The organism is Vibrio mexicanus (genome assembly GCF_001012815.1).
Taxonomy (GTDB): domain Bacteria; phylum Pseudomonadota; class Gammaproteobacteria; order Enterobacterales; family Vibrionaceae; genus Vibrio; species Vibrio mexicanus.
In genome coordinates this window covers 1-12,642 of record NZ_JYJP01000044.1, presented here as the reverse complement: position 1 = coordinate 12,642, position 12,642 = coordinate 1, and the positions used below count along the sequence as shown (strand labels likewise).

At 44.9% G+C, this 12,642-nt stretch carries 11 protein-coding genes and 1 pseudogene; 6 read left to right on the top strand and 6 right to left on the bottom strand.

Annotation, left to right across the window (positions count from 1 at the left end; all coding sequences use genetic code 11):
- Positions 1-74: 74 nt before the first annotated feature.
- The 4 genes and pseudogenes from UA76_RS07260 to UA76_RS24500 form a co-directional block, all read left to right on the top strand.
- A complete protein-coding gene (locus UA76_RS07260; protein ID WP_047044426.1) occupies positions 75-1,598 on the top strand; it encodes an NAD(P)H-hydrate dehydratase in 1,524 nt (507 codons plus the stop codon).
- Positions 1,599-1,642: 44 nt separating this feature from the next.
- Entirely contained in the window at positions 1,643-2,233 is a 591-nt protein-coding gene (locus UA76_RS07255; protein WP_047044454.1) for an HD domain-containing protein, read from the top strand.
- Between the two features lie 116 nt (positions 2,234-2,349).
- The gene (locus UA76_RS23635) at positions 2,350-2,505 is read left to right on the top strand and encodes a GntR family transcriptional regulator (protein ID WP_238322207.1); all 156 of its coding nucleotides are present in this window, start codon (positions 2,350-2,352) and stop codon (positions 2,503-2,505) included.
- Positions 2,465-2,590 (top strand): annotated as a pseudogene (locus UA76_RS24500) (aminoimidazole riboside kinase); the annotation flags it as partial. The gene UA76_RS23635 and the pseudogene UA76_RS24500, both read left to right, overlap by 41 nt.
- 106 nt (positions 2,591-2,696) lie before the next feature.
- On the opposite strand, the gene UA76_RS07250 reads toward UA76_RS24500, so the two are convergent.
- The 5 genes from UA76_RS07250 to UA76_RS07235 form a co-directional block, all read right to left on the bottom strand.
- The gene (locus tag UA76_RS07250; protein ID WP_047044423.1) at positions 2,697-3,860 is read right to left on the bottom strand and encodes a response regulator; all 1,164 of its coding nucleotides are present in this window, start codon (positions 3,858-3,860) and stop codon (positions 2,697-2,699) included.
- Between the two features lie 233 nt (positions 3,861-4,093).
- The gene (locus UA76_RS23420) at positions 4,094-4,963 is read right to left on the bottom strand and encodes an autotransporter assembly complex protein TamA (RefSeq protein ID WP_052771979.1); all 870 of its coding nucleotides are present in this window, start codon (positions 4,961-4,963) and stop codon (positions 4,094-4,096) included.
- A complete protein-coding gene (locus UA76_RS23415) occupies positions 4,960-5,793 on the bottom strand; it encodes an autotransporter assembly complex protein TamA (RefSeq protein WP_052771978.1) in 834 nt (277 codons plus the stop codon). The genes UA76_RS23420 and UA76_RS23415 overlap by 4 nt, the downstream gene beginning before the upstream one ends.
- Positions 5,794-5,954: 161 nt before the next feature.
- On the bottom strand, positions 5,955-7,313 hold the full coding sequence (locus UA76_RS07240; protein WP_047044420.1) for a GGDEF domain-containing protein: 1,359 nt from the start codon (positions 7,311-7,313) through the stop codon (positions 5,955-5,957).
- A complete protein-coding gene (locus UA76_RS07235) occupies positions 7,310-8,296 on the bottom strand; it encodes an ABC transporter substrate-binding protein (RefSeq protein WP_238322206.1) in 987 nt (328 codons plus the stop codon). Before UA76_RS07235 ends, UA76_RS07240 begins: the two co-directional genes overlap by 4 nt.
- 631 nt (positions 8,297-8,927) lie before the next feature.
- Here UA76_RS07235 and katE2 point away from each other — a divergent pair.
- Positions 8,928-10,361, top strand: a complete 1,434-nt coding sequence (katE2, locus tag UA76_RS07230) for a catalase KatE2 (RefSeq protein WP_047044417.1) — start codon at positions 8,928-8,930, stop codon at positions 10,359-10,361.
- A gap of 188 nt (positions 10,362-10,549) precedes the next feature.
- On the opposite strand, the gene UA76_RS07225 is transcribed toward katE2, so the two are convergent.
- Positions 10,550-11,443: an aldo/keto reductase gene (locus tag UA76_RS07225; RefSeq protein ID WP_047044415.1), complete on the bottom strand. Its 894-nt coding sequence runs from the start codon at positions 11,441-11,443 to the stop codon at positions 10,550-10,552.
- A gap of 213 nt (positions 11,444-11,656) precedes the next feature.
- Here UA76_RS07225 and UA76_RS07220 point away from each other — a divergent pair, with 213 nt between their 5' ends.
- On the top strand, positions 11,657-12,544 hold the full coding sequence (locus UA76_RS07220; protein ID WP_047044413.1) for a LysR family transcriptional regulator: 888 nt from the start codon (positions 11,657-11,659) through the stop codon (positions 12,542-12,544).
- Positions 12,545-12,642: the final 98 nt, after the last annotated feature.

Genomic DNA, 12,642 nt, shown 5'->3' with positions numbered 1-12,642 from the left:
GTTTTCGGTTGAATCAACAGTAAGTTTTTACACCTCTGCTAGTATGAAGTGCATATCCCAACTGAGGTGTTGTCATGTCTGAAATCCAACCATTGCCAGTGCAACTCTATTTGTCTTCAACGGTTCGAGAAGGTGAAGAAGAGGCAGCACAAGCTCGAAACATTCCCATGTTCGAACTGATGCAACGAGCTGGACAATCGGTATTTTCGGTGATTCAAGAGCTTTATCAATATTGTCACCACATCTTGGTCGTGGCAGGAAAAGGCAACAATGGCGGGGATGGGTATATCATTGCTCGGCTGGCTCGCCAAGCTGGCTACAAAGTTACCCTATGGCAAATGGGCGATCCTCAATCACTGTCTGGTGATGCGCTGCGAGCTCAGCAGCTTTTCTTAGATGGCGGCGGGAAGATTCTTCCACCCAATGAACAGGTGGCGCAAGACGTCGACCTGATCGTCGACGGCATTCTTGGCACTGGCATCAAAGGCCATGTTCGCCCTCAAGCGCAAGCTTTGATTAACACCTTAAACGCTAGCAAACGTCCAGTTATCGCCATCGATACCCCCTCAGGATTGGATACCAATACTGGCCGAATATTGGGTAGCGCGATTAAAGCTAACATCACGGTGACTTTCATTGCCGTAAAACAAGGCTTAGTCACCGGGCAAGCTCGGCGCGTAACGGGGGAAATTTTGTTCGCCGGACTCGGGGTAGAGGATGAGTTTGTTAATCAAAATCCACCCGCCGCACTGCTCACCAATCCAAGTTGGCTGAATGCCATCTCGCAAAGAGAAGCCGATTCACACAAAGGCAATCATGGTCGCTTGCTCATTGCTGGCGGCGGTGAGGGGATGAGTGGCGCCGCTTACCTTGCAACGGCAGCGTCACTACGAGCAGGAGTTGGCCTTGCTGCACTCATATGCCACGATACCAGCGGCCATCCGATTCGCTCAATGCTGCCAGAAGCCATGATTGCCAATCAAGATAAACTGCCAGAGCGATTAGACTGGTGCTCTGTCGTCTGTTTAGGGATGGGATTAGGTCGAAATGCTTGGAGTGAGGATATCTTCAATACTGTTGCTCAAAAGGTCGCGAGCAACCGCAATATCCCCAAAGTGATTGACGCTGATGGCTTATATTGGCTTTCTCAGCAGTTTGACTCTGATTCTCCTTGGCAAAATTTAGTGATCACCCCTCACCCTGGCGAAGCTGCAATGTTATTGGGTTGTCAGATTAGCGATGTTGAAACCGATCGCTATCAAGCAGCTTTGTCCTTGAGTGAAAAATATCAGTGCATTACTGTCCTTAAAGGCGCTGGCACCTTAATCTGCGATGGTGACACAACGGTCGTTTGTCATGCAGGTAATGCTGGTATGGCAACCGGGGGAATGGGCGATGTTCTTGCAGGAACCATTGCAGCCTTGCTCGGGCAAGGATACCCTCCCATGCGCGCAGCAACGCTGGGAACACTCATACACAGTATGGCGGCGGATATTGAGGCCAAACGTGCTGGGAAAATCGGTCTGCTGGCGTCCGACCTACTGCCAGCAATACGTTCCGTCATCAATTCAAAGACTCACCCAATGGAGCAGCAGTGAACACCGAACAGCTCAAACACTTCGAACAACAATTCGAACACTACATGCAAGCCGAAATGGTTCAAGATCCCGCGCACGATATGAGCCATGTCTATCGAGTAGTCAAAACCGCCAAAGCGCTTTGCAAACAAGAAGGTGCAAAGTTAGAAGTGGTGTTACCAGCAGCTTATTTGCACGACTGTTTCACTTTCCCTAAAAACCATCCCGAGCGTAAAACTAGCTCTGCTGTTGCCGCTGAAAAAGCGCAAGCTTTCCTACTCTCGATTGGCTATCCGCCTCAATATTTAGAAGACATCAAGCATGCCATTCTCACTCACAGCTTTAGCGCGAACATCTCACCGGCCACCATCGAAGCAAAAGTGGTACAAGATGCCGATCGACTTGATGCCATTGGCGCCATTGGCATTGCACGATGCATTCAGGTAAGTACAGGATTTGGATCAAGCTTGTACCATGCACACGACCCTTTTGCTGAGCAGCGAGAACTGGATGACAAGGCTTTTACGCTTGATCACTTTGAGACCAAGCTGTTTAAGTTGCCGGAACTCATGCATACCAATTCGGCCAAAAAAGAAGCCGAAAGTCGCATTAAATTCATGAAAACGTTTTTGGCGCAGCTTGATCGAGAAATGTAGACCAATACAACTTTGTTCGCGAGAACTTGGTAAATCCATTCAGCTTCAGTAAGATAAAAATCTATCCCTTGCTTTTGCAAGCCTTTATCTGCACGGAGCCATTGCTACCAAACACCATGACTGAATTATTTGCCTCAAAAAATCTGCAACCTTTGTACATTCAGGTAGCAGAAAAGATTAAACACGAGATAGACAAAGGCACCTACCCTGCTGGCAGTAAGCTGCCTTCAGAAAACATGGGAAGCTATCGAAGCAGCAATTCGTTGGGGTAATGGTTGCGGCGCACTGGCGACCACGCAAAAAGGCGCAATGACGGCTCTACCAGCCATTGAAGAGCTAACGGAGCTACTTGGTTAACCACTTAAGTTCGTTGTCAACGAGCTAAAACCGAATCTACTGCAGGGGCATTGCACTTGACTGTGCTTAGTTTTAATCAGGCTTTGCCCCTATTTTTATTTTCTGGTTAAAACAACTCCACGTCATCATCACCATGCATCTCTTTCGGTGGTTCTTTTAAGTCTTGTTCAGAGAGTTCCATCTGCTCAATCTTATGAGCAATGAACTGCATTTCCTGATGCACGTCTGCAAGATCATCTTTAGCAAACATCATAGATTTCAAGCCAGTTTCGAACAAATCAGATAGCTCTTCTTCTTGATCATAAGCCAACCCAAGTACATGATAACTTGAATTTAGCTTATGAACAGAATGATTGTAGTTCTCGGAGAATACTGCATCAAAGCCTTCCACTTTGGCCGACACATTCTGCATAGTCTCACTGATCTCTTCTAGCACCTCAATCAGCATATTGTGACGCCTGATGTCGAGGTATTTGGATTCCAACCCTTCGATCATCACCGCCAACACATCTTTAAGAATACCAACCTTAACGTCATCATCAGGAAGATTCTTGATTAGAATCGCCGTATTCTTCTCATTCAAAATCATTCGATTTCCAAACTGGAAAATACGCCCCTTGGTGTGCAGAAGATCGTACAAGTTACGTTCAATAGGGCTAACACTACCGTCAATACTGTCAAAGTACAGATCACTTTTGTCCCGAATCACCATAGATGCATGGAGGTTGTAAGTATTCATCGCTTGGAACACAAAGTAACTTAACTGCTCGATAAACTGGCAAGTCGACAGGCCACGGAAAAAATGTAGAACCGTTCCGTACATAGTGGCTTCTTGCATGAAATGACGTGATGTTTCTTTGGCCTCGGTGCACTCTTCTTGGATACGTTGCTTATCGGTCAGAAACTGCTCAATCACTTCAAGCTTCGCGATCATCTCTTCTTTGGCGCAAAAGCGATCAATCACATCAATTGCACCCGCTTGATAAACATTGAGGCGCTCCTCTAGCGAGTCCTCTTCGGTTAAATAGACAATCGCGCTACCTTCAAGCTTAGAGGCCGACTTGCGACGATCAAACAAATCTATCGTGCGTTTACCTCCCAACCGCCTGCCAAGGAGCACGATTTGGGGATTAAATGTCTCAGCAAGATCGAGGGCTGAAATTAGAGAAGAAGCGACTTTTACATTGTAGTTTTGAGTCAGTTTATTCGCAATGTCGCGGCTTGATTGATTATCTTCTTCAATAACCAATAATTTGGTTCGTTCCGTCATACCTGCCACCTAACCTATGTGTCCCCTAGCTGCATTTTTACTGAAACAAATGCAACACATAGAATAAAGTATAGACACTAATCCCAAATTTTAAGAACTCTCTCCATTTACAGTGTAAACATAGATATTCAACTGACGATGCATCACGTTTTAAAATAGCAATATAGTCAATTAATTCAGTTATTTGAGTGGCACTTTCAAAACCTAAACTTGTTCAAAAATTCAAACAAACTTTAAAACTGAACCCCAAAAGAGAGGTGCAGACGCAGTTCGTCCTCTTCGGAATCTAGCCCTTTTGCTACATCTAACTTAATAGGTAGGTATTTAGTTTGCCACTCCAAACTCAGCCCAGTACCCCGTTTCCAGTCTGGTTTATCATTAAACGAATCACCCATATCAAAAAACACACCGCCCCAAAGCGAAGAGAAAAGTTGGCGTTGATAATCGACGGCTACCGTCGCCAGATTCAATCCACCGGTAAGCTCTCCGTTTGAGTCAGTCGGCGAAATAGAATCAAATTTGTAACCACGAAGACTGTTCGTGCCACCAGCAAAGAAACGCAGAGAAGAAGGAACGCGATGAATATCACTCGCCATGTTAGCGCCCCACCGCCCTGAAATTTGTATGTTCTGCTTACTCGATATCGCCCATTTAAAGTGGGTATCACCGGTCAAACGAAGCAGTCGCGTATCGGACAATAGGTTGGGGTCTGAGTACTCCAAAGAGAGGCGATGGCCATGGCTGATGGATGCGTCTTGAGCACTATCTGACAGATAAATGGCTTCAAACCCCGGCAGCGTCAGTTGAGTTTCATTCTCTTCGCTCGCTTGCACGTAGCGTTCGTGAAGATAAGACAAGAAAAGCCGCCCTTCCCAATTTAGATCAAACCGCCAAGTTTTTTCAAAGCTCAGAGTACTGCTAAAGCTATCCGTATCTAGGTAATCAACCTTTGCCAGATCAAAATTAATCGCGTAATAGTCGTTTGAAGCGTCGATGGTCGGAATTCGGTAGCCCAAGCTCAGGGCTTGCTCTGGCGCTGAGAGGTTAAGTTCAGTCTGAAAACTATGCCCCTTTTTATTATACCAAGGCTGCCTCCACCTCAAGGTCCCTCGTACACCGTAATTTGACGTGTAGCCTCCCCCACCTGAACGATGTTTTTAGAGGCGGCTGTAACGTTAACTTCAATCGGAGCCTCATGACGGCTATTCGCTTGCTGCCAGTTCGCTATGGCCGTTACATTGCTAAACCACTGTGTATCAAATAGCCTCATTTGATATTCGGCGAGCTTATCTTGGTTGAAATACTCTCCTGCCTGAAAAGGTGCCAGATTGAGTACTCGTTCCTCACCTATTTGGCTCTGAACAATCGTGATATCACCAAATCGGTAACGCTGGCCACTATTAAACGCTATGTGAATGTTTGCTTGATGTCGATTTGGGATCACTTCCAACATTGACGAATCAAAACGAAAATCAAAATACCCTTTCTTCAATGCCAAAGAGGTCAATTGAGACTTAAGTTGGTCGTATGAATCATGATTGAGGATCTCGCCTACCTCGATTGTGCTATTTTGCAGTAGCTCTACAAAATCAGCATCGGTTTTAGCAGCGCCAGATATGGAAATGACGGAATATTGAATAATTACTGGCTCACCTTGTTGGACCTGAAGGGTTAAAGTGTGATCATCAACCCTGTCAACTTGGGCGGTGGCCTGATAATAGCCGTATGGATTAAGTGCGCCATCTAACGCGGTTTGAATTTGATGCGGACGGATCGATGCAGCCGAGCTAGTACCATAGACACTCAGATACAGCTCTAGATTTTTCTTTAGATCACCTGAAATGCCTTCTACCTTAAAGTTGGCTGCTTGCACGGGTATACAGAATACCAAAAGCACCCACAGTACTAATTGTAACCCGCCCCAAACTCTCATCCGTTTTGCTCTGTGTTATTGAAAACACGAGCAAAGTAAACCGAAACAGAAAATAGCTTAAATCACCTTAGATGGACTCAATCCTACAAAGGCGAATTAATCCGTATTTATTGGTTATCCATTGTAATTGTTCTCACTCACCAGACTTATCAAGCCATATATCAGTGAGCATTTTGATTAGACTTTGGCACAACGTGAAGCGAAGCTGCTTGGTTTTCTTGCGAGACCATATAATTACTGCCCTCTCGCGCTTTGGCTACGTACATAGCTTGGTCGGCAAACTTAAGCAGATCTGTATGATTTTTCGCGAAATGAGGGTAGATTGAGACGCCAATACTCACACCGACATCACATATGAGGCCTTTGATAACAATGGGCTGTGTTACTTCTTCGAGAAGCTGCTCGGTTTTTGCTGCCACACTTTCCATGTCACTAAGAAGGTCGAGGCAGACAATAAATTCATCTCCCCCAAAACGGCTCACCAGGTCCGTTTCTCGAGTATTGTCCTTTAAGCGCTGTGCGACAACTTTAAGAACGTGGTCACCGACATCATGACCATAGGTATCATTAATCGCTTTAAACTTATCTAAGTCGAGAAACAAAACCGCCATGATGCGATTGGTGCGACCTGATCGTGCAACCGCCGATTTTAAGTGCGCCTCTAATGAGCGCCTGTTGAGTAACGAGGTGAGTGGATCACGTTCGGAAAGATACTCTAGCGCCACTTTCTGCTGTTCAAGTATACGTGTTTGCTTGGCGACTTCATTTTCCAGCTGAGATTTGGTGAACAGATTTTGCTCTAGTTCTTCGTTCATTGCGTTAAAGGTTTGACCCAGTTCGCTAAACTCTGTGTCTAAATTGTCGCACTGCACTCGATACGTAAAATGGCGGCCTTTGATGCTTTCAATCGCCAAGGCCATTGTTTGAGAGCCGACTCTAAACCTACGCAGTAACAGAAAGGCTGTAGCAGTCATCGACACGGAGAAAAGTACCAACAAAATACCCATTTCCACCATGGTACTTTCCATTTGCTTCTTTGCTGCTGATAGCTCAACTTGATGCTGCTTAGCCAAATAATCAAACATGTTTTGGATGAGCAAGTTGTACCGATTATTCAGCAGTGAGCGGCGCTGTTCGACCAACTCACCCTCGATATCAATACGTTTAAGAGTCAATTGGAATTGCTTGTCCTTTGTTATCAGTTCTGCCAACTGATTATTCACCTGTCGAACCCTGTCTATTTTTTTAGGCGAATACTCCGAAACAGCCAATTTTATTGAGAGCCGTTGCTGTTGCTGGATAAGGCTATTGAAACTTTTAGTGTCCACATACTCCAAATAGATCCACATTTGCGCCTGCAAAGCACTCACCTCTGATTGAAGCTCAATCAAACTGAGTTGGTGCTCGCTAGCCAGCTGTTGGCGCTGATATAAGTTATAGATGGACCAAGCAGTAGAAATACTCATCACTAAGCTAGCAACAAATAAAACATACATTTTGAAGCTAATCGATCGCATCATCGTGCTGCTGCCTTTAGTTTGAGCTCTTCAAAAGGTTGATTATCGATAATTGCCCTCACATCTAACGGCTCTCCCTCTAATACATTTCTCTCCGAGGCCCAGTGAGCTTGCAGCTGTAAGTTCGATAACAAACTATAATCGTTGGCTAGGTTGAACACATAGTCATCCCAACTCCATTTGACCTGCTGGGGCTTTATCTGAAGCTCTTCACTGATCAGCTCAATACTCTGAATAGAGTGACTACCAATCCAATCCACCGCATTAAACAATGCACTCAACAGAGACTGATCAATATCAGAGGTTTCTCCACGCGTCGTTTTAGCCAATAAATTAAAAGAGAGTTGGTAGATCCCTTCCGTTCCGATATCGATGACTTGAGTGGTAGCCTCCAATGAGGCGCGGTAACCATAAGGCTCCCATATAGAAATGCTTTCTACTTGATATGAGAGCAGTGCAGGAACCATTTCATCGGGTTTTAAGTAGACTCGCTCTATATGCATATCTTGCAGCGCATTGGATATAAGTAAGAGATCGAAGTAGAACTCACTGGCGCTTGATTTAACAATGCCCACTTTCTTCCCTTCTAAATCCGCAATGTCAGTGATATTGGTCGACTCTAACGAGAGCAATTTTAGATCATTACTTGAAGTGACAAAACTTGCGAGTAAAGCGATATTGTTGTGATGGTAGCTATTAAAAAGTGCAACGGTACCAGACGCCGTAGCATAGTCGACAACACCTTCTTGTAACAGCTTCGCGCAGTGTACTCCTCCTTTGCATGGCACAAGCTCGACTATCACCCCTTGCTTGCTAAAAAAGCCTTGCTGCTCCGCAACAAAAAATGGGGTACTGAGTGGTGTCAGCGACACGCCTATTTTAACGGCCTCACCACTATTGATGACCATCTGCTCCCTCTGTTGAAAAGACCACCAACCCATAATTAAAGCAGACAGAACAAGCGCAATAGCAATAGTTGTTCGCACATTAACCCCACTTTGTATGTAGCTATAAATGAATTGTAGTCAGTGTGCGCAATAACTTTTCTCTAAGAGCAAGAAAAATTAAGCAAACACTGATATACAGGGTACAAGTGTAGACTCTATATTTAACTTGTTGCCTATTTAATTTTAGATCTATCAGGTAACTGCTTCTATATCTTATTTGTTATGAATACTTCTCATCAAAACCATAATCATTGACAATACCTAAAGTAAAATCGTAAGAGTAAAATGTCATTCAATGTACTTTAGTAACTTTCCCTATATCAGTTAGTTACACCTGTAACATGCGTCATAAATAGTAAAATGATGAAACATATAAACACCCATACAGTATCTATATTATTCACTAAGTTTAGATGCCATATTTCTTTGGTCTAGTGACTGATTCTTTCACATATAGCTACAGTTGATGTTAACTCAATTCAGCTTACCTATGGTTTTTACACATACCCTTCTACTCCGTAGATGTAATCAGAAATACCAATCGAATCGATAAGGTCTATCCATTATCTTCACCAAAATAAATGCCGTATTGTTTAGTCATTCAATGGCAACACGCCGTACTTTTGTTCAGTTGTCCATTGCAACCTATTGAATTGCATAGAGAAAAAAGATGACTAAAAAACTCACAACTGCAGCTGGCTGCCCTGTTGCACATAACCAGAATGTTATGACAGCGGGTCCACGTGGCCCACAACTTCTACAAGACGTTTGGTTCTTGGAAAAGTTGGCACATTTTGATCGAGAAGTGATCCCAGAGCGTCGTATGCATGCGAAAGGTTCTGGCGCATACGGCACATTTACCGTGACTCATGACATTACAAAATACACGCGAGCGAAACTGTTCTCTGAAATTGGCAAAAAGACCGACCTATTTGCGCGCTTCACAACGGTTGCAGGTGAGCGAGGCGCAGCAGACGCTGAACGTGATATTCGTGGCTTTGCTTTGAAGTTTTACACTGAGGAAGGTAACTGGGATTTGGTAGGTAACAACACGCCTGTCTTTTTCCTCCGTGATCCGCTCAAATTCCCAGATCTCAACCACGCCGTTAAGCGTGACCCAAGAACCAACATGCGCAGCGCGACCAATAACTGGGACTTTTGGACATCACTTCCGGAAGCTTTCCACCAAGTTACCATTGTCATGAGTGATCGCGGCATTCCAGCCACCTACCGTCACATGCACGGATTTGGCAGCCACACCTTTAGTTTCATTAATGCCGATAACGAACGCTACTGGGTGAAGTTCCATTTCAAAACTCAGCAAGGCATCAAAAACCTGACTGACCAAGAAGCCGAAGCCGTCATTGGTAAAGACCGTGAAAGTCACCAAGCTGACCTGTACAACAGCATTGAAGAGAAAGATTTCCCGAAATGGACCATGTACGTTCAAATCATGCCGGAGTTGGAAGCGGACGAAGTGAACTTCAACCCATTCGATCTCACGCGTGTATGGTCGCAGAAGGATTATCCACTGATTGAAGTGGGGGAATTTGAACTCAACCGTAACCCAGAGAACTTTTACGCTGAGGTAGAACAATCGGCATTTAATCCCGCAGCCGTTGTTCCAGGTATCGGATTCTCACCAGACAAAATGCTACAAGGCCGCCTGTTTGCCTACGGCGATGCACAGCGTTACCGATTAGGCGTGAATCATCATCAGATCCCAGTCAACGCACCTCGCTGCCCAGTGCACAGTTACCACCGAGATGGCGCGATGCGCACCGACGGCAACCACGGTTCAACGCTCGGCTACGAGCCAAACTACAAGCAAGAGTGGGCAGAGCAGCCAGACTTTTCCGAACCACCACTGCGCATTTCAGGCGATGCGGATCATCACGACCACCGAGTAGAAGACGACTATTTTACTCAAGCGGGTGATTTGTTCCGCTTAATGTCCAATGAAGAGCGTCAAAGACTGTTTGAGAACACGGCTCGCTCACTGGATGGCGTACCTGAATTTATTCAACGTCGCCATGTTGCTCATGCTTACCAAGCAGACGAAGCTTATGGCGAAGGTCTAAAAGCTGCACTAGGCTTAGACTAACGAAAAATAAAACGAGGTGCATATGCACCTCGTTAAACCTTCACTCACTTACGATTAATTAGTCTCTAATTAAGGAGTCGACCATGAAAGACCATGCTTTTTTTAAGATGTTCAACACTTGGGAACTGTTCATTTTCTATTGAACAGTTAGCCCATACAAACATGTTAAACAATTATACGAGCCTGTATCACGCCACTCCGTGACCTTTAGATGCAGTCCAGATGCGGTACCATTGCTCATTCGTCATCTGCAAATCCATCGCTGCAACGGCAGTGCGTGTTCGATCAATATTACCCGAACCTAAAATTGGAACCGGTTGAGAAGGCAAGTTCATCACCCAAGCGTAAGCTACTTGATCAATCGATGAAGCCCCAATTTCCTCAGCGACTTCCGACAGCGTTTTCTGCAATCGCTGCTGTTTTTCGCTGCTATTTGAAAACAATTCTCCACCGGCTAAACAGGACCATGCCATAGGGCGCACACGCTCTTGCTGTAGTTGATCCAATGTACCATCTTCAGTCACACCCATGTTTACAGGATTGATCTCCACTTGATTGGTAATGAGTGGCTCACCGATACTTGATTGGACGCGTGATTGAAGCAGACTAAATTGAGAAGGCGTAAAGTTAGACACGCCAAAGTGGTTCACTTTTCCTGCCTGTTTAAGTTGCTGGAACGCGTCGGCAACACCATCTGCATTCATCAGAATGTCTGGTCTATGAATTAACAACACGTCTAAGTAGTCTGTTTTTAGACGTGCCAGTGATCCGTCTACCGAGTTTAAAATGGCTTGCTTACTGCTGTTGTAATGATTAACTTGCGGCGCGTCACCACGATAGATTCCGCACTTAGAGACAATCTGGATATGTTCACGCAAGCTGCTATCCGACGCCAATACCTCACCGAACATTCGCTCACACGCAGACTCTGGGCCATAGACTGGCGCATGGTCGACGGTAGTAATACCCAATTCCATATGCTGCTTTAAAAATGTCAGCTGTTGCTGTGTCGACATCCCCCACTCTGCCATTCGCCAATAGCCCTGAATCATAGGTGAAAACAAAAAATGTGGTTCTTGCATGGTTCATGCTCCTAGTACATTAATTCGAAATCGATGTGCAGCCTTGAGTGTCTTTTGCTGCTGAATTAATGCGAACTATACAAAGCGTATGGGACAAATCTAAGTGATAATTTACGAAATAATAATTCGCTATATCGAACAATTGTTATAACTAAGGCTGATATATGGCACTATACGGAAGATATTTAAGTGCTTGGTTCAGCGAGACAGGTTATGTACAAAAAACACAAACGATTTGAACGCTATGCGCTGTTTGGAGAAGTGGCAAAACTACTGAGTTTTTCCAAGGCAGCGGAGAGTTTAGGGATATCACGTAGCTACCTCTCATCGCAAATCCACCAACTTGAGCAAGAATTGCAAACCAGCTTGCTTATACGCTCTACTCGAAGTGTCAGACTGACCTCGGCAGGCGCTAAAATTCTGGCGAGCATGACTGAGGTGAATGGCCATTTACTGGAGATGGAAAAGGCTCTCTCTCACACTCAGAGTGAAGTCAGTGGTACATTAAGAATTACGGCACCTACCATTTTTAGCCATCGCTACTTGCTCGACCTTTGTACCCAGTTTCAAGCCATTCATCCCAATATTCGTTTTGACTTAGATATTGGTTACACCCGTGAAGACTTGGCAACATCCAATTTTGATTTGGCCATTCGGGCAACCAATACCCCACCAGAGACGATGGTGGCAAAAAAAATAATGACCTATCATCACATCTGCTGTGCGTCCCCTAGCTATTTAGCTCAAGCAGGAACGCCAGTTCACCCAGAAGATTTGCGAGCCCACAACTGCCTTTCTGATCCACATTTAACAAATTGGCGGTTCAGTGATGAGAACAATCAGTATGAAATCGCGACTGATGGCGACCTATTGATGAGCGATAATGCACTGCTGCGTGATGCCGCAGTAAGAGGAAAAGGCATCATTAAGTTACCGTCTTACTTAGTGCAACCACAGATTGATAGCGGAGAGCTGGTCGCTATCTTGACCCAATACCATACGATGACAAATGGCATCTACCTGATTTATCCGCCACAATTGCGCGACAGCAAAAAACTCACCATGTTTGTCGATTTTATTGCTCAGCGGTTTAGTGACTAAGCGAGTCAATGCTAGAGCCATTCGATAACCAAAACAGTATCCACTATTTCAAAACAAAAAGGGCAGCGAAGTCATGAACTCCGCTGCCCTTAATTTTA